The following is a 16,351-nucleotide window of genomic DNA, read 5'->3' as shown; positions in this document are numbered from 1 at the left end:
TTACAGGAATAAAGGTTCGATCATGCTGAAAGTTTCCAAGGCGGTATTTCCCGTGGCCGGTCTCGGCACGCGGTTCCTCCCGGCAACGAAGGCGAGCCCGAAGGAAATGCTGCCGGTCGTCGACAAGCCGCTGATCCAGTATGCGGTCGAGGAAGCGATCGCCGCGGGCATCACCGAGATGATCTTCGTCACCGGGCGCAGCAAGCGCGCGATCGAGGATCATTTCGACAAGTCGTACGAGGTCGAGGCCGAACTTGAGGCGCGCGGCAAGGAAAAGCTGCTCGAACTCGTGCGCAGCATCAAGCCGAGCCATGTCGACTGCTTCTACGTGCGCCAGCCGGAAGCGCTCGGCCTCGGCCATGCAGTGCTGTGCGCGGAAAAACTCGTGGCGGACAACCCGTTCGCCGTAATCCTCGCCGACGACCTGCTCGACGGCAATCCGCCCGTGATGAAGCAGATGGTCGACGTGTTCGACCACTATCACAGCTCGGTGATCGGCGTCGAAGAGATCCCGCCGTCGGACACGAAGTCGTACGGCATCGTCGACGGCAAGGAATGGGAAGAATCGATCGTCAAGATGTCGGCGATCGTCGAGAAGCCGGCGCCCGAAGTCGCACCGTCGAACCTCGGCGTGGTCGGCCGCTACATCCTGAAGCCGCGGATCTTCGAACACCTGCGCGCGCTGAAGCCCGGCGCGGGCGGCGAACTGCAGCTCACCGATGCGATCCAGGCGCTGCTCGCCGATGAACAAGTGCTGGCCTACAAGTACCAGGGCACGCGCTACGACTGCGGCAGCAAGCTCGGCTACCTGAAGGCGACGGTGGAATTCGCGCTGCGCCACCCGGAAGTCAGCGCCGATTTCGACGCGTACCTGCGTACGCGCGGCGGCACGCATCCGGCCGCCTGAAGCGGCCAAGGGCTCGCCGCGGCGAGCCCGCCCTCACCTCGCCGGCCGGCGCTCAGCGCGCTTCGGCCGGCTTCACCGAGACGACGCCCGGCATCCCGCCCGCGTCGTCTTTTTTCGTCTTGACGAGCCAGCCGCTGCCGTCGCCGAACGGCACCTTCGCCAGTGCGCTCTTCACGAGCGCGGGCGCGGCCAGCTGCGTGCCGGGGTCGCGATCGCGCAGCGCGGCCGATACGCGATACACGTCGGCACCCGATTGCGCGTCGACGAAACGCAGCGTAAGCACGTGGCGATACACGGTGCCCATGAACGGCAGCGCGAACGGCGCCGGCCCGTCGACCGTCACGCAGGCGCTGCTCGCGGCGCCGCACTGGTCGGCGATCGCCGCGACCGACGCCGGCTGCGTCGCATACGCGATCGACAAGCGGTAGCGCGCGTCCTTGAGCGGCTGCGCATCGAAGCCGCGGCGCGCGAGTTCGTCGCGCACGAGCGTCTCGATCTGCCGGTATTCGGTGTCGCCCGCCTGCGCGGCCGTTCGCACGAAGTCATAGCCGTGCGCGCCGGATGCAAACGCATTCGGCTGCCCGACCGTACTCACGCCGCTCGTCACGCCGGCGCAACCCGCCAACAGCGACGCCGCCAGCGCGGCCGCTGCCCATTCCTTTCTCATGGCTTTCCCCAGATACCTGCCGTCGTGCCCGGCCCTGTCAGGCGGACGGCTCGTCGATCGCGGGCAGCGACACCGTCACCGCGGTGCCGACACCCACTTCGCTATCGACCGACACGCTGCCCCCATGGCGCGTGACGACCGTCTTCACGAACGCCATGCCGAGCCCGGAACCCGAGATCTCGGGCCGCTCGCCGGCATGGAATCGCTTGAAACGCTCGAACAGATGCCGCTGATCTTCCGGCGCAATGCCGTACCCCTGATCGCGAATCGTACAGAACATCCGCTTCGATGCGTGCTCGACCGTCAGCGTACACGTGATCACGGTGTCGGACGGACTGTATTTGACCGCGTTGTTCAGCAGGTTCACGAACGCGCGCGTGATCAGCGAGCGGTCCGCGCGCACCCAGCACATGTCGGTGCCAACTTCGGTGTCGACGCGGATATGTTTCGCCTGCGCCTGCGGCCACACCTCGTCGCTCGCATCGATCAGCACGTCGACGAGGCTCGTGACCTCGAGCTGGTACGCCTGCGACTCGGCGCGCGCCAACTGCACGAACTCGTCGGCCAGCGACAGCGCGCGATGCGCATAGCGCTCGATCCGCGCGAGCAGCCCGCGCATCGCGTCGGTGTCGACGCGGTCGCGCTCGATCTCGACGAGCGCGAGGATCGACGCCTGCGGCGAGCGCATGTCGTGCGACAGCAGGTGCAGCGCTTCCTCGCGCTGCCGCTCGGCCGCGTGCAGCTCGGTCACGTCGACGAGGCCGGCGATCCAGCCCGTCACGCGACCCTGCGCGTTCGTACAGGCCGCGTAGCGTAACAGATGGTCGAGCCCGTCGCGATCGCGCACCTCGATGCCGCGCGCCATCGCGTCGTGTTCGGCCTCGAGGGTCGGGTCGAGCACGGCCGGCCAGTGCTCGCGGATCGCCGCGTCGTGTTCGGCATTGCCGTCGACGGTCTTCATGAAGGTCAGCTCGCCGAGCGCATTGCGTAGCGGCCGCCCTTCCGGCAGCGGCAGCGACAGCCGCGACCCGTAGCGCTTCGCCGCATGGTTCGCGATCAGCACGGTGCCGGCCAGGTCGGTCACGAAGATCGGCTCGGGCATGCTGTCGAGGCTGTCCCACACGAAGCGCTTCATGTCCTGCACGCGCTGCGCCGCTTGCGCCATCAGCGCCATCTGCCGCTCGAGCACGTCGCCGCCGACGCTGCGCGTGCGCGGCGCCTCGGGCAGCAGGTGCGGCTCGTCGGCGAGCCGCTGCAGCTCGCGGCGCAGGTACGACATCGTCATTTCCAGGCGCCGCCAGTTCCAGATCGGGTAGACGGCGATCAGCCCGAAGATCGCCGGTGCCGGCGTCAGCCAGATGCGCGCCTCGAACAGCAGCGCCAGGCTCGCGAGCACGGCGAGCACGGCGAGACTCATCGTCAGCAGCAGCGCACGCCACGGCGACAGCATCAGGAAACCGCCGAGCAGCGCGGCGAGCGGCAGCAGCGACGCGGCGAACAACCCCAGGCGCGACGCGGGCGAGATCGCGCTGCCGGTCGCCAGCATGTCGAGCACGTTCGCATGGATATACACGCCGGCCAGCGGGCCGAACTCGCCGGACACGGGCGTCGCGAAGCGGTCGTACAGCCCGGACGCCGTCACGCCGACGACGACGATCTTGCCACGCAGCGCATCGGGATTCACGCGCCCTTCGAGCACGTCGTCGAACGACAGCGTCGGATAGGCCGGCGTGTTGCGGCTGAACGGGATCAGGTAGCGGCCCTCCCCGGCCGCATCGCGCGACAGGTCGTGCGCGTTCGCGCCCGGCGCGCCGCCGACCGGATGCAGCCGGCCGGCCTGGATCGCGCGGTACACGGGCACCATCAGTTGCGGCCAGCGCACGCGGCCGTCGCTTTCGAACAGCGCGACGCTGCGCACGATGCCGTCGCGATCGACTTCGAGATTGATGTGGCCGAGCCCCGTCGCGCGCGCCGCGAGCGCGGCGACCGGCGGGTCGACGCTGCGCGTGCCGTCCGCTTGCTCCGGGCTCAGCAGCACGGGCAGGAAGGTCGGCACGTGGCTCATCGCGTCCGCGAACGCGCGATCCTCCGGCGATGGTTCGGTGAACAGCACGTCGTAGACGACGGCGGCCGGCTGAGCGCGCGCCAGCGTGTCGAGCAACCGCGCATGCACGTCGCGCGACCACGGCCAGCGGCCGAGCGCCGACACGCTCTGGTTGTCAATGTCGACGACGACGACGTCGGGCGACAGCGGCAGGCTGCGCAGCATCAGCAGCCGGTCGTAGATCAGCCCGTCGACGCTCGACGACAGGCGGCCGAGCGCGCACGCGAGGATCACCGCGATCCCGAGGCAGCCGATCGCGATCCATTCGATGAGGAAGCGGCGGCCGAGGTGCCGCCGTGGGGACGCTGAGTCGGGTTTCATGCGCCGCGGATCAGCGCGACAGCGTGAACGCGCTGACCGGACTGGTCTTCTCGTAGAACTTGCCGCCTTCGAATTCCTCGACGGTCACGGCCCAGTAGTAGTCGCCGGGCGGCAGGCGCGCGATCGTGATCTTGCGCGCCTGCAGGCCGACCTGGTCGACGACCGGCACGCTCAGGTCTTTCGAGCGCGACAGCACGAACCGGTAGCGTGCATCCTTGCCCGAACCGTTCGGCGACCAGCGGAACTCGTAGCCGTCCGCGCCGGGCGACGCGCTCGCGTCGAGCCCCATCAGGCGCCGCTCGAACGCATAGATGCGTGGCACGCCTTCGAGACCGCTCGCGTCGATCGCGGCCACCCGCACGAAATACGTGCCGTTCGGCACGTCGCGGAATACCGCACGAGACGAAACGGTGCGCGTTTCGCGGAACGGGTCGAGCATCCCCGCATCATGCGCGATCTGCAGGTGGTAAGCATGCGCCTGCGCGAGCGGCGCGACGTCGAATGCGACGTCGGGTTCGTCCTGCACCTTGTCGGGATGCGCGAGCGCCGGTGCCGGCAGCAGTTCGACGGGCGCACCGACTGCGCCGGACGATGTCGCGACGCTGCCGAAGTTCGCATGCACGAGCGTCGGGTCGGCCGGCTGCCGGTTGCCGGCGACGCCGACGGTGCCGTCGAGCACTTCGACGCGCGTCGACGCATTACCGGCCGCGTCGTAGTTCACGCGAAAGCGCGTGCCGCGCACGCCGGCGACGACCGACGGCGAGCGGATCTGGAAGCGGTCGTCGCGTTTCTTCAGATGGGTGACTTCGCTTTCGACCGAGCCGCGCGTGAGTTCGAACTCACGATCGAGCGTGCCGGTCAGCACGGTGCGGCGCAGCGACTTCAGGTCGAGCTGGCTGTCGGGCGGCAGGCTCATGTGCGTGCCGTCGGTCAGCTCGAGCGTGACGAAGCCGTTCGGGCCGGTGCGCACGCGGTCGCCCTCGGCGAGCGTCGCATCGTTCGCGAGCGGCGCGTAAGCGGCGCCGGACGCGCGTTCGGCCGTGCCCTGCACCGCGACGACGCGCGCGGTCAGCTTTTCCTTGCGCAGCCGCGCGACCGGCAGCTTCAGCGCGACGCCGGGCTGCAGGTGCTTCGGCGCAGGCACGCCATTGATCCGCTGGAGCAGTTGCCAGTCGTCCGCGCCCTGCAGGTAGCGCGCGGCGACGTCGTACAGCGTGTCGCCCGCCTGCGTGCGGTAGACCACCGTCCTGCCGGCGTCGGCAGGCGGCTGCGCAACCGCATGTTGCGCGGCGAACGCAAACGCGACCGCGCAGGCCGCGCGCAGCGCCGCCGTGCGCAGGTTCGCCGTGCGCTGCGTGATTCCCGTGGTCACTCCGGTTCTCCCTGGCCGACCCGCTCGAGCCGGTAGCCGTAGCCGTAGATCGGCGCGAGGCGATAGCCGTTCTCGGGCCGCAGGCCGAGCTTGGTGCGCAGCATCGAGATGTGCGTGTCCATCGTGCGCGACGGGATGTCGGTCGCCTGTTTCCACACGAGATCGAGAATGTGCGCGCGCGACAACGGCCGGTCGAGGTGCTGGAACAGCAGCAGCGCGAGCTCGAATTCCTTTTGCGTGAGGCTCACGGCCTTGTCGCCGACGTAGGCCTGCTTCAGGTTCACGTCGAAACGGAACTGGTCGAACTCGCGGACGGTGGCCTCGGCGTTGACCGGATACGCGCGGCGCAGCAGCGAGCCGATGCGTGCGCGCAGGATCGGGCCCGAGACGGGCTTGACCACGTAGTCGTCGGCGCCGGCGTTGAGGATCTGCGTGATCCCCGCCTCGTCGTCGCGGCTCGTCATGAAGATGATCGGCAGGCTGTGCTCGGTCTGGTTCGCACGCACCCACTTGAGCACTTCCTCGCCGGACATGTCGGGCACGTTCCAGTCGAGCACCAGCAGATCGAATGTCTCGCGCTGCAGGCGCTTCTTCAGGGCCTTGCCTTCCTTGAACGCATAGCACGTATGGCCAACGGCCGTCAGCGTTTGACTGACGAAATCCGTCTGGGCCGGATCGTCATCCAGTACAGCAATTCTCATAGCACCCCGCAAATCGAAATCGATTCGTCCATTCAACTCCCGCGCCTACCCCCGGCCGCGCAGCACGTGCGCGGCGTCCGGATATCGGCCGGTGAGCCGTCGTTCGCCGTTCGCGCCACCTGCGCAAACCGGCGACCCCGGTTAAATATCTCAAAAACGGGGCACGGACGAACCGGCGATTTCATCATAGTAGTATGAAATTCGCCAAGAAATTGCGCGGACTAGCGTCCTTTCTTCGAATAATCCTTCTTGCCGCGCAATCGGACGCCTAATCGGCGCCCGCGATGCCGGCCACCGGCTCGGCAAAATCGTCGGCCGGCGCGCGTGGCGACGGCAGCTCCGACAGCGCCGGTCGAACAAGCATCCGCTGCAGCTGGCCACGCACGCGCTCCCACGCAGTCGCCGCGTAGTCGGGCTGGCCCGCCGCCCATGCCTGCGCCAGATCGAACACACGCTCGATCGTCGCACCGCAGTAGGTCGGGCCCGAGCCGTCGTCCTGCGCGGCATCGCGCAGCCGTTCGTCAAGCCACTCGGCCAGCCACGGCATCTCGGCCGCGGCCGAATCCGCGTAGGCCTCCAGCGCGGCACGCGCATGGCGATCCTGTTGCGGATCGAGCTCGATCCGGCTCAATTCCGACGCGCGCGCGGGCGCAATGCATTCCGCTCCGGACGGACTTCGAAGGGTCCTTGGTCTGAAGGACATGTCCTCTCCCCGTTGTTACGACGGTAGCGTCAGGCATGGCCCCCGTGCCCGCCTTGCGACGTACCGTGGCCGGCGCGTCCGCTGGGAGCGGACGACCGGCCGGGTCAGTATACGCAGCCCGTCACGCAGTGAGGTTTAAGAATTGTCAGAGAGGCCCGGCCGGCGCGCAGCGCGACGCGGCAGGCGATGCGGGCCGTCAGCGGCGGCGCATCAGGAACACGAAGGTTTTGTCCTGCGTCGTCGATTCGACAATCTCGTTACCCGTCTGCTTCGCGAACGCGGCGAAATCGCGCTGCGAACCCGGATCGGTCGCAAGCACCTTGAGGATCTGCCCGCTTTCCATATCGGCGAGCGCTTTCTTGGCACGCAGGATCGGCAACGGGCAATTGAGCCCGCGCGCATCCACTTCCTTGTGAATCTGCATCGGCTTTCGACCTTCGAATGACGCGCCACATGCGGCGCGGGAGGAAGCTGCGATTTTACCGCAGCGCCGCCGCCGCTGCCCGGGCAGTCCGTGGCGCGGTGCGCGCGGGTGCCGGGCTCACGCGTCGGAGAAGCCGCCCGCGAGCCGCTCGCGCAGGTGCCGCACGAGCGCGCGCACCGCGCTCGGCACGACCGGGCTGTACGGGCGAATCGCGAATATGTGGTCGCCGAACGCGCCCGACGGCCGCCAGCCGTCGAGCAATGCGACGAGCCGGCCGGCGTCGAGATCGCGCCGCGCGCTGAAATCCGGCAGCAGCGCGATGCCGAGCCCGCCGAGCGCGGCCTCGCGCATCGCCTCGCTGTTGTTCGCCGCGAAACTGCCGCGCACGGGCACGCTCACGCGCTCGCGCCGCCGGCCGTGCGGCTCGAAGCTCCATGCGGCCGGCTCGTTGTCGCGCAGGTAGCACAGGCAGCTGTGATCGACGAGTTCATTCGGATGGCGCGGCGCGCCGCGTGCGTCGAGGTAGTCGCGGCTCGCGACCAGCAGCGAGCGCGTGTCGCACAGCTTCCATGCGACGTGGGTCTGCGGCGCGGTAGTCGTATGACGAATCGCGAGGTCGAAACCCTCCTGCGTCAGCGAATGCAGCCGGTCGGACAGGTCCAGCTCGATCTGCACGCCCGGGTGCTGCCGCAGGAAATCGGGCAGGTGCGGCACGACCTGCTGACGCCCGAGCGCGACCGGCGCCGTCAGGCGCAGCAGCCCGCGCGGCTCGCCGGCCAGATCCTTCACGCGCGCGAAGTGCTGCCCGATCGACTCGAACGCGTCGCGCGTGCTGTCGACGAGCGTCTGGCCCGCATCGGTGAGCCGCACGCTGCGCGTCGTGCGGCGCACGAGCGGCACGCCGGCCGCCTTTTCGAGATCGGCGATGCGCTGGCTCATCGCGGCCTTGCTGATGCCGAGCCGCTGCGCGGCAGCCGTGAAACTGCCGGCCGCGGCCAGCACCGTCAGCGAATGGATATGCGGCCAGAGCGCCTGGACATTTTGCTGATTCATCCATCGATTATTCAGAATTCTGAACAGTGAATCAAGTTTCGCGGTCTTCTCCCGCTTTGCCGGTGTGCATAGACTAGCCCCTGTCCACCCTCACCTCATCCCCAGGAGACACGATGAATCCGGTTCCCGCTTACACGTCCGACGCCGACGTCGGCCACTATGTCGACGGCGCGCCCGTTGCCGGCCGCAGCGGCCGCTTCCAGGACGTCCTCAATCCGGCGCTCGGCCGCGCGGTGCGCCGCGTCGCGCTCGCCGACGACAGCGAAGTGCAGCAGGCCGTCGCCTCCGCCCACGCCGCGTTCCCGGCCTGGGCCGCGACGCCGCCGATCCGCCGCGCGCGCGTGCTGCACCGCTTCCTGCAGCTGATGAACGAACACCGCGACACGCTCGCGGCGATCATCACGGCCGAGCACGGCAAGGTGTTCTCCGACGCGCAAGGCGAAGTCGCGCGCGGCATCGACATCATCGAATTCGCATGCGGCGTGCCGCAGCTCCTGAAGGGCGATTTCACCGACCAGGTCAGCACCGGCATCGACAACTGGACGATGCGCCAGCCGCTCGGCGTCGTCGCGGGCATCACGCCGTTCAACTTCCCGTGCATGGTGCCGTGCTGGATGTTCCCGGTCGCGATCGCGACGGGCAATACGTTCGTGCTGAAGCCGAGCGAGCGCGACCCGTCGGCCGCGCTGTTCATCGCCGACCTGCTCACGCAGGCCGGGCTGCCGGCCGGCGTGTTCAACGTCGTGCAGGGCGACAAGGGCGCGGTCGACGCGCTGCTCGACCACCCCGACGTGCAGGCCGTCAGCTTCGTCGGCTCGACGCCGATCGCGGCCTACGTGCAGCAGCGCGCGGTGCAGTCCGGCAAGCGCGTGCAGGCGCTCGGCGGCGCGAAGAACCATCTGGTCGTGATGCCCGATGCGAACCTCGAGCAGGCCGTCGACGCGCTGATCGGCGCCGCGTACGGCTCGGCCGGCGAGCGCTGCATGGCGATCAGCGTCGCGGTGCTGGTCGGCGACGTCGCGGACCAGATCGTGCCGCTGGTGGCCGAGCGCGCCCGCAAGCTGGTGATCGGCGACGGGATGTCGCCGGAAGTCGAGATGGGCCCGATCGTCACCGGCGAAGCGCTGAAGCGCATCGAAGGCTATATCGAGCAAGGCGTGAACGAAGGCGCACAACTGGTGGTCGACGGCCGCGGGCTGCGCGTACCGGACCGCGAGGCTGGCTTCTTCACGGGCGGCACGCTGTTCGATCACGTGACGCCCGACATGCGGATCTACCAGGAAGAAATCTTCGGGCCCGTGCTCGGCTGCGTGCGCGTGAAGGATTTCGGCGAAGCGGTCGACCTGATCAACGCACACGAGTTCGGCAACGGCGTGTCGTGTTTCACGAGCGACGGCGGCATCGCGCGCGAATTCGCGCGGCGCATCCAGGTCGGCATGGTCGGCATCAACGTGCCGATCCCGGTGCCGATGGCATGGCACGGCTTCGGCGGCTGGAAGAAGAGCCTGTTCGGCGACATGCACGCGTACGGCGAGGAAGGCGTGCGCTTCTACACGCGCCAGAAGTCGGTGATGCAGCGCTGGTCGTCGAGCATCGGCAAGGGCGCCGAATTCGCGATGCCGACCGCGAAGTAAGCCAACCGGCGTGCCGCCCGCCGATCGAGGTCGCGGGCGGCATGCCGGCGGAATACGTCAACCGGCCTTCGTGCCGTGCGCGCCGTCGGCGGTCGGCAGGTACGACAGCTCGAGCCGGTACGCGAGCGCGACGAACAGGCTCTGCGCGAGGCCCATCGTGGCCGTCAGCGCGCGAAAACCGAACGTCTCGCTGTCCTGCACCATCAGCGTCACCTCGGCCTCCCGCGCAAGCGGGCTCATCCGGCTGTCGGTGATCGCGATCACGCGCGCGCCGCGCTGCACGGCCTGCTGCGCGACCTGCACGGTTTCCTCCGCATACGGCATGAACGAGATCACGATCATCACGTCGCCTTCGCGCACCGAGCGGATCTGCCCGAGATGCATGCTGCCGAGCGCGCTGAACAGCCCGATGCGCTTGTCGGTGTGCTGCAGCGCATAGTCGAGATACACGGCGATCGGAAACGCGCGCCGCGAGCCGGCGATCCAGATCGCCTGCGTGTCGGCGAGCAGGTCGACGGCCTGCGCGAGCGCCTGCGAATCGAGCGTCTGCCGCAGCTGCTGCATGCCGGCAATGCTGCCCTTGATGAACTCGTCGGCGATCTGTTCGGGCTGCAGGCTCGACGAGCCCGCTTCGATCACGTCGCGCAGCCGCAAATTGTATGCACGCCCCGGCGCGATCTGCTGCGCGAGCCCTTCGCGGAACAGCCGCTGCATCTCGGAGAAACCGGAGAAGCCGAAGTGCTTCGCAAAGCGCACGACGGCCGACGGCTGGACGCCGCATGCCTCCGCGAGCGACTGGATGCCTTCCAGGCCAAGCTGGTCCCGATGCGTTTCCACGTGGCGCGCGATCACCTTCAGGCGATTGCTGAGGCCGTCGTATTCCTGCGTCAGATGCTGCAGGAACTGCTCGACGGTGGCGGGAGGTTTCTCGGATGAACTCATCGGATAGCGCGAAGTTGACGGCCCCGATGCGCGCGCGGTGCTGGCGGACGCGGCCCGGGACTCACCTGGATACATGCATGAAGGGCGAATTTAATCACGTTTGCGGCACGGCCCGCGCCGCACGCTCGCTCCCACGCGCTCGATCATCACTTGCACTCGCTCCACGGCAAGACTGGAAGCGATTGTCCAACGCTCTCGCGGCGTCGTAAAGATTAGGGCGTGTACCGAGGCCGGCTGTCGGTGCGCAACATGACGTTCCGCGCGCAGCCGGCCTGCCCTGCTCAGCGATAGTCGACCCAGACGCTGCCCGCGTCGGCAGAGCGCACGCAGTTCTCCACCCAGCGCACGCCCTCGACGCCCGCGTGAACGTCCGGATAACGGATCTGCTTCAATGCGCCGGCGTCGCCGCGATCGGCCGCGTCCATCGCGAGCGCGAAGCGCGCGTAGAGATTCGACCAGGCCTCGAACAACCCTTCCGGATGCCCGGCGCCGATGCGGTCCTCGCGCAGCGCCTGCGGATGCAGGTAGCCCATCCCGCGATCGAGCACCTGTGCCGGCTGCCCCTGCACTTCGTAGCGCAACTGGTTCGGATGCTCGTCCCACCATTCGATGCTCGCCTTCGAGCCGATCACGCGCACCTTCTGGCTGTGCATCGAGCCGGCGTTCACCGCGCTCGACCACACATAGCCGACCGCACCGGTGTCGTATTCCATGATCGTGAACGCGTTGTCCTCGAGCGGTGCGCGGCTCTTCACGAAGCTCTGCCGCGAACACATCAGCCGCTTGATCTTCAGCTCGGGCACCATCACCTCGGAGAGGTACAGCGGATGCGTGCCGATGTCGCCGAGCACGTAGCTCGGGCCCGCGAATTTCGGGTCGACGCGCCAGCGCGCGGCCGCGCTCGCGGCCTCGACGCCCTCGCTGTGGAAGCCGTGCGCGAACTGCATCTGCACGATGCGGATCTCGCCGAGATCGCCGCGCGCGATCATCTCGCGCGCCTGCTCGATCATCTGGTGTCCGGAATAGCCGTACGCGACGCCGACGATCCGGTTCTTCTCGACCGACAGGCGCTGCAGCGCCTCGGCCTCCTCGGTCGTGAAGCACAGCGGCTTCTCGCAGATTACGTGCAGCCCCGCGCTCAACGCGGCGCGGCAGATCTCGAAGTGCGTGTTGTTCGGCGTCGCGATCGACACCGCGCGGATCCCGTCCGGGCGGCGCGCCTCGGCGTCGAACATCGTCGAGTAGTCGGGATAGCAGCGCTCGGCCGCGACGCCGAGCTTCACGCCGAACTGGCGGCCGCGTTCGGGATCGATGTCGAATGCGCCGGCGACGAGCTGGAAGCTGCCGTCGCGCATCGCGGCCGACCGATGGCTGTAGCCGATCTGGCTGCCGAGCCCGCCGCCGACCATGCCCCAGCGAATCGAATGTCCAAGCAGAATCTGTCCGTCAATCATGATGATGGTGTTCCTGGTGCGGGTTCGGGGGTCATGCAAAGCCGGCCGACGCGAGAAACGCGCGGCTCGCGGCAACGTCGCGCAGGCTCGTGCCGGCATTGCGCGGGTCGCGCTCCTGTTCGATCGTGATGTACCCGGCGTAGCCGATGTCGTCGAGCGCGTGGCGGATCGACCGGTAGTCGAGCACGCCGGTGCCGATCGGGCACATCACGCCGCGCGCGCAGGCGGCGAAGAACGCGATGTGCTCGCCCATCACCGCGTCGTACACAGCTGCGTCGATATCCTTGAAGTGCACGTAGTCGAGACGCGCCGCATGGCGGCGCAGCCAGGTTTCCGGGTCCATGCCCGAGTAATGCAGGTGGCCGGTGTCGAGACAGAGGCCGGCCGTGTCGGCCGGCATATCGGCAACGATCCGGTCGATCTCGTCCGCGAACTCGACGTAGCCGCCCGCATGCGGATGGATCACCGCGCGCACGCCGAATTCGTCGCGTGCGATCGTCGCGATCTGCCGGATGTGATCGACCATCCGGGCCCAGCATTCATCGGACAGCCGCGGCGCGCGATCGGCATGGCCGGCCGCGTAGTCGCGCTCCTCGTGCCCCCAGTCCATCACGACCAGGTACGGCGCCGCGTAGCGCTGGCCGGGCTGCGTCGGCAGCTTCGGCAGCCGCGTGATCAGCGCGCAGATGTCGCGCGTCTGGCGCAGCAGGTTCGGCAGGTTCTCCGGCGATACGAGATCGTCGAAGATCGTGCCGGCGGTGATGCTCAGGCGCTGCCGCTCGAGTTCCGCGCTCACCACGTCGAGTTCGAGCGGGATGTAGCCGTACGGCCCGAGCTCGATGCCCGAGTAGCCGGCCTGCGCGGCCTCGGCAAGCACGTGCCGCCACGGCGGCAGGTGCGGGTTGTTCACGTCGTCGACGCCCCAGCAGCACGGGGCGCAACCAATCTTCATCGTCATGTCGGTCAGTCCGGCAAGCGGCGCGTGGCCATGGATCAGCCGCGATAGAACGCGGGACGGTCGGCCATCGCAATCGGCTCGACCGCGCCGCTCTTCTGCGCCTTCACGCAGGCGTCGGCCGCGACCGCCGCCGCGTAGCCGTCCCACGCGGACGGCCCGGTCAGCGCACCCTGCCGCACGCCGTCGATGAACGCCTGCAGCTCGACGTCGTACGATGCGATGAAACGCTCCTTCCAGTCGGTCATGATCTCGACCGACTGGCGCGCCGCATGCTTGAGCCCGACGGCCGGCGGATCGGGCAGCTTCGCGATGCCCTGCTCGCCGACGACCTCGCACTGGATGTCATAGCCGTACTGGCAGTTCACGAAGATCTCGACGTCGATGCGCACGCCGCTCGCGGTTTCCAGCAGCACGATCTGCGGATCGGCGAGATGCGTGGATGCGTGGCGCGTCTTCTTCGGATAGACGACCTGCGTGCTCGTGTAGTCCTCGCCGAGCAGCCAGCGCAGCACGTCGAGTTCGTGGATCAGCGTATCGGTGATCGCCATGTCGGTCGTGTAGCGCTCGCCGACCGACTGGTTGCGGTGCGCGCAATGCAGCATCAGCGGCGCGCCGATCTCGCCGCTGTCGATCACGCGCTTCAGCGCGCGATAACCCTCGTCGTACGGCCGCATGAAGCCGACCTGCACGAGCCGCTTGCCGTGCGCGACTTCCGCTTCGACGATCCGCATGCAGCCGTCGGCCGTCACCGCGAGCGGCTTCTCGCAGAACACGGGTTTGCCGTGCGCGATCGCGTCGAGCACGAACGCTTCGTGCGTCGGCCCCCACGACGTGACGAGCACGGCCTGCACGTCGGCGGCCGCGACCACTTCATGGCCGTCGGCGTAGATTTCCGCGTCGAGCCCGTATTTCGTCACCGCGTCACGCGCCTGCTGCGGATCGATGTCGTTGACGGCCACGACGCGTGCGCCGGACAGCGTGCGGGTCAGTCTGCGGATATGGTCCTGGCCGATCGCGCCGCAGCCGATCACGCCGATTTGCAAGGTCATCTACAAGTCTCCAGTCGTTCATCAGCGGCGCGGCCCGTGCCGCGCCGGTCAGCATTCGGTCAGCGCGCGGTGCGATCGAAATGACGATCGACGTAGCGCTGGATCGTCTCGCGCATGTAGCGCGACGACGCTTCCGCACGGTCCTCCCACGCGAACACGCACGACGACATCACACCGTCGAAGCCTGCCGCGACGAGCGCACGGAAAAACATGTCCCAGTCGATCTCGCCCTGCCCGATGTCGAGATGCTGGTGCACGCGGATCTGGGCGGAGCCGGGCGGGTTCACGATGTAGCGCAGCTGGCTGCTCTTGCGGTGGTCGAAGGTGTCGGCCACGCGCACGTGCGCGAGGATCGGCGCGGCCTGCGCGATCATCGCGGCCATGTCGTCGCCGTAGTAGAACGTGTGCGGCGCGATATACGACAGCTTCAGCGACGGCGAAGCGACGTTCGTGACGATGTCGATCGCCGGCTGCAGCTGCTCGATCCAGTCCTCCGGATGCGGCTCGACCGACAGCACGATGCGTTCGCGCTCGAGGATCGGCAGCAGCTCGTCCATCGACCGGAACCACGCGGCCTCGCACAGCTCCTTCGGGTTCGCGCCCGGCCGCTCGCCGACCGAACGCTCGGGCGACGCGCCGCGCCCGAACTCCGATACCATCAGCGCGCACTCCATCTCGAGCGCCACCTCGATCGCCTTCTTCCAGCAACGCACGGCCCATTGACGCTCGTCCTCGAACGGGCTCGCCCAGCGGTACATCGGCTGCAGCGACGCGAGACCGACGCCGCTCGCGCGCATCGCCTGCCGGAATGCGGCCATGCGCTCGCGCGTCGCGCGCGGCATCACCCACCAGTCGAGAAAATCGCTGCGCGGCGACAGCTCGATCTGGTCGTAGCCGAGTTCCGCCACCGCGTGCGGCAGCCGGTCGAGCGGCAGGTGGCGAATCATGTAGGGGTCCAGCGCGATCTTCATCAGGCTTCCTTCGCGAATGCGGTTACCGGCACGACGCGGGCGTTCAGCGACGCGTCTTCTTGTTGCGGTACTGGTCGGCGATCACGGCCGCGACGATGATCGCGCCCTTCACCATCTCCTGGTAGTACGCGTCGATGCGGATGAACGTGAAGCCCGACGTCATCACGCCGAGGATCAGCACGCCGATCACGGTGCCCGTCACGCGGCCGAGGCCGCCCGACAGCGACGTGCCGCCGATCACGACGGCCGCGATCGCATCGAGCTCGTACATCACGCCCATGCCCGACTGGCCGGAGATCGCACGCGCGGCCGTCACGGTGCCTGCGATCCCGCTCAGCAGCCCAGCGATCGCATAGACGAAGATCAGGTGGCGCGTGACGTTGATGCCCGACACGACGGCCGCGTGGCGGTTCGCACCGATCGCATAGGTGTACTTGCCGAAGCGGGTGTAGCGCAGCACGACGTGGAAGATCGCGGCGATCACGAGGAAGATGATCACCGGATTCGCGCCCGCGCCGATGGCCGCGAACGGGTCGGTCAGCATCGACACCGGCATCCCGTTGGTGAACCACTTCGCGAAGCCGCGCGCGGCGACCATCGTGCCGAGCGTCGCGATGAACGGCGGGATGCCCGTCATTGCGATCAGCGTGCCGTTCAGCAGGCCGACCAGCAGCCCGACGCACACGCCGGCCAGCACGGGCCAGATGATCGGCAGGTCGGTCAGGTGCGGAAACACCGCGCGCGGGAAGTCCGACACCTGCGCGAGACTCGCCGATACGACGGCCGCGGCCGCGACGACCGACCCCGACGACAGGTCGATCCCGCTGGTGATGATCACGAGGTTCACGCCCACCGCGATGATGCCGATCACGGCCATCTGCAGCACGATGATCTCGAGCCGCTCGGCATTGAACAGGAAGCTCTGGCCGACGACGATCCAGCCGACGATCTCGAAGAACAGGCTGATGCCGACCAGCACGAGGAAGATGCTCAGCTCGGGCGGCCACTTCGTGTGCCGCGACTTGAGGGTCATGGTCTGCGCATCCGCAGCCGGGTTCAGGTTGCCCATTTGTTTGTCTCCAATCTTGGTT

Annotated in this window: 15 protein-coding genes; 2 read left to right on the top strand and 13 right to left on the bottom strand. The window is 68.0% G+C overall.

Going from position 1 to position 16,351, the window contains the following annotated elements; translation table 11 throughout:
* The first annotated feature begins 22 nt into the window (after positions 1 to 22).
* Positions 23 to 907, top strand: a complete 885-nt coding sequence (gene galU / locus HWX87_RS10845) for a UTP--glucose-1-phosphate uridylyltransferase GalU (RefSeq protein ID WP_176047135.1) — start codon at positions 23 to 25, stop codon at positions 905 to 907.
* A gap of 52 nt (positions 908 to 959) precedes the next feature.
* Here the strand turns inward: galU and HWX87_RS10840 are convergent, their stop codons facing one another.
* The 7 genes from HWX87_RS10840 to HWX87_RS10810 all read right to left on the bottom strand — a co-directional run bounded on the left by HWX87_RS10840 (position 960) and on the right by HWX87_RS10810 (position 8,252).
* Positions 960 to 1,574, bottom strand: coding sequence for a DUF4136 domain-containing protein (locus HWX87_RS10840; protein ID WP_176047134.1), 615 nt, complete (start codon positions 1,572 to 1,574; stop codon positions 960 to 962).
* 37 nt (positions 1,575 to 1,611) lie between these two features.
* Positions 1,612 to 3,999 carry a CHASE2 domain-containing protein gene (locus tag HWX87_RS10835; RefSeq protein WP_176047133.1) on the bottom strand — a complete coding sequence of 796 codons (2,388 nt, stop codon included), beginning with the start codon at positions 3,997 to 3,999 and terminating at the stop codon, positions 1,612 to 1,614.
* Positions 4,000 to 4,009: 10 nt separating this feature from the next.
* Positions 4,010 to 5,371 (bottom strand): FecR domain-containing protein, encoded by a 1,362-nt coding sequence (locus HWX87_RS10830; protein WP_176047132.1) that lies wholly within the window; start codon positions 5,369 to 5,371, stop codon positions 4,010 to 4,012.
* Positions 5,368 to 6,072 (bottom strand): response regulator transcription factor, encoded by a 705-nt coding sequence (locus HWX87_RS10825; protein ID WP_006490421.1) that lies wholly within the window; start codon positions 6,070 to 6,072, stop codon positions 5,368 to 5,370. The genes HWX87_RS10830 and HWX87_RS10825 overlap by 4 nt, the downstream gene beginning before the upstream one ends.
* Positions 6,073 to 6,340: 268 nt before the next feature.
* The gene (locus HWX87_RS10820; protein WP_176047131.1) at positions 6,341 to 6,775 is read right to left on the bottom strand and encodes a peptidase; all 435 of its coding nucleotides are present in this window, start codon (positions 6,773 to 6,775) and stop codon (positions 6,341 to 6,343) included.
* Positions 6,776 to 6,971: 196 nt separating this feature from the next.
* Entirely contained in the window at positions 6,972 to 7,199 is a 228-nt protein-coding gene (locus HWX87_RS10815; protein ID WP_006402122.1) for a sulfurtransferase TusA family protein, read from the bottom strand.
* 117 nt (positions 7,200 to 7,316) lie between these two features.
* Complete coding sequence (locus HWX87_RS10810) at positions 7,317 to 8,252, bottom strand: LysR family transcriptional regulator (RefSeq protein WP_176047130.1); 936 nt, start codon at positions 8,250 to 8,252, stop codon at positions 7,317 to 7,319.
* A 113-nt stretch (positions 8,253 to 8,365) separates the two neighbouring features.
* On the opposite strand from HWX87_RS10810, the gene HWX87_RS10805 reads away from it, so the two are divergent.
* On the top strand, positions 8,366 to 9,886 hold the full coding sequence (locus HWX87_RS10805; protein WP_176047129.1) for a CoA-acylating methylmalonate-semialdehyde dehydrogenase: 1,521 nt from the start codon (positions 8,366 to 8,368) through the stop codon (positions 9,884 to 9,886).
* A gap of 57 nt (positions 9,887 to 9,943) precedes the next feature.
* Here the strand turns inward: HWX87_RS10805 and HWX87_RS10800 are convergent, their stop codons facing one another.
* The 6 genes from HWX87_RS10800 to HWX87_RS10775 all read right to left on the bottom strand — a co-directional run bounded on the left by HWX87_RS10800 (position 9,944) and on the right by HWX87_RS10775 (position 16,329).
* The gene (locus tag HWX87_RS10800; protein ID WP_176047128.1) at positions 9,944 to 10,828 is read right to left on the bottom strand and encodes a MurR/RpiR family transcriptional regulator; all 885 of its coding nucleotides are present in this window, start codon (positions 10,826 to 10,828) and stop codon (positions 9,944 to 9,946) included.
* A gap of 281 nt (positions 10,829 to 11,109) precedes the next feature.
* Positions 11,110 to 12,282, bottom strand: coding sequence for a Gfo/Idh/MocA family oxidoreductase (locus HWX87_RS10795; RefSeq protein ID WP_176047127.1), 1,173 nt, complete (start codon positions 12,280 to 12,282; stop codon positions 11,110 to 11,112).
* A gap of 31 nt (positions 12,283 to 12,313) precedes the next feature.
* On the bottom strand, positions 12,314 to 13,240 hold the full coding sequence (locus HWX87_RS10790) for a TIM barrel protein (RefSeq protein ID WP_176047126.1): 927 nt from the start codon (positions 13,238 to 13,240) through the stop codon (positions 12,314 to 12,316).
* 35 nt (positions 13,241 to 13,275) lie between these two features.
* Entirely contained in the window at positions 13,276 to 14,289 is a 1,014-nt protein-coding gene (locus HWX87_RS10785; protein ID WP_176047125.1) for a Gfo/Idh/MocA family oxidoreductase, read from the bottom strand.
* 59 nt (positions 14,290 to 14,348) lie between these two features.
* Positions 14,349 to 15,260, bottom strand: a complete 912-nt coding sequence (locus HWX87_RS10780) for a sugar phosphate isomerase/epimerase (protein WP_176047124.1) — start codon at positions 15,258 to 15,260, stop codon at positions 14,349 to 14,351.
* 43 nt (positions 15,261 to 15,303) lie between these two features.
* Positions 15,304 to 16,329 (bottom strand): ABC transporter permease, encoded by a 1,026-nt coding sequence (locus HWX87_RS10775; RefSeq protein WP_176047123.1) that lies wholly within the window; start codon positions 16,327 to 16,329, stop codon positions 15,304 to 15,306.
* Positions 16,330 to 16,351 lie beyond the last annotated feature (22 nt).

The organism is Burkholderia sp. BCC1644 (assembly GCF_902833225.1).
Lineage (GTDB): Bacteria > Pseudomonadota > Gammaproteobacteria > Burkholderiales > Burkholderiaceae > Burkholderia.
Note: the sequence above shows the minus strand (reverse complement) of the source record. Positions and strands in the feature narration are given on the sequence as shown.

What these genes read in the sequence shown, in the direction of transcription:
- HWX87_RS10810 (WP_176047130.1), bottom strand. Translation starts at nt 8,252, where the DNA reads ATGAATCAGCAAAATGTCCAGGCGCTCTGGCCGCATATCCATTCGCTG.
- HWX87_RS10790 (WP_176047126.1), bottom strand. Translation starts at nt 13,240, where the DNA reads ATGACGATGAAGATTGGTTGCGCCCCGTGCTGCTGGGGCGTCGACGAC.
- HWX87_RS10825 (WP_006490421.1), bottom strand. Translation starts at nt 6,072, where the DNA reads ATGAGAATTGCTGTACTGGATGACGATCCGGCCCAGACGGATTTCGTC.
- HWX87_RS10800 (WP_176047128.1), bottom strand. Translation starts at nt 10,828, where the DNA reads ATGAGTTCATCCGAGAAACCTCCCGCCACCGTCGAGCAGTTCCTGCAG.
- HWX87_RS10775 (WP_176047123.1), bottom strand. Translation starts at nt 16,329, where the DNA reads ATGGGCAACCTGAACCCGGCTGCGGATGCGCAGACCATGACCCTCAAG.
- galU (WP_176047135.1), top strand. Translation starts at nt 23, where the DNA reads ATGCTGAAAGTTTCCAAGGCGGTATTTCCCGTGGCCGGTCTCGGCACG.
- HWX87_RS10780 (WP_176047124.1), bottom strand. Translation starts at nt 15,260, where the DNA reads ATGAAGATCGCGCTGGACCCCTACATGATTCGCCACCTGCCGCTCGAC.
- HWX87_RS10820 (WP_176047131.1), bottom strand. Translation starts at nt 6,775, where the DNA reads ATGTCCTTCAGACCAAGGACCCTTCGAAGTCCGTCCGGAGCGGAATGC.
- HWX87_RS10840 (WP_176047134.1), bottom strand. Translation starts at nt 1,574, where the DNA reads ATGAGAAAGGAATGGGCAGCGGCCGCGCTGGCGGCGTCGCTGTTGGCG.
- HWX87_RS10815 (WP_006402122.1), bottom strand. Translation starts at nt 7,199, where the DNA reads ATGCAGATTCACAAGGAAGTGGATGCGCGCGGGCTCAATTGCCCGTTG.
- HWX87_RS10785 (WP_176047125.1), bottom strand. Translation starts at nt 14,289, where the DNA reads ATGACCTTGCAAATCGGCGTGATCGGCTGCGGCGCGATCGGCCAGGAC.
- HWX87_RS10795 (WP_176047127.1), bottom strand. Translation starts at nt 12,282, where the DNA reads ATGATTGACGGACAGATTCTGCTTGGACATTCGATTCGCTGGGGCATG.
- HWX87_RS10835 (WP_176047133.1), bottom strand. Translation starts at nt 3,999, where the DNA reads ATGAAACCCGACTCAGCGTCCCCACGGCGGCACCTCGGCCGCCGCTTC.
- HWX87_RS10805 (WP_176047129.1), top strand. Translation starts at nt 8,366, where the DNA reads ATGAATCCGGTTCCCGCTTACACGTCCGACGCCGACGTCGGCCACTAT.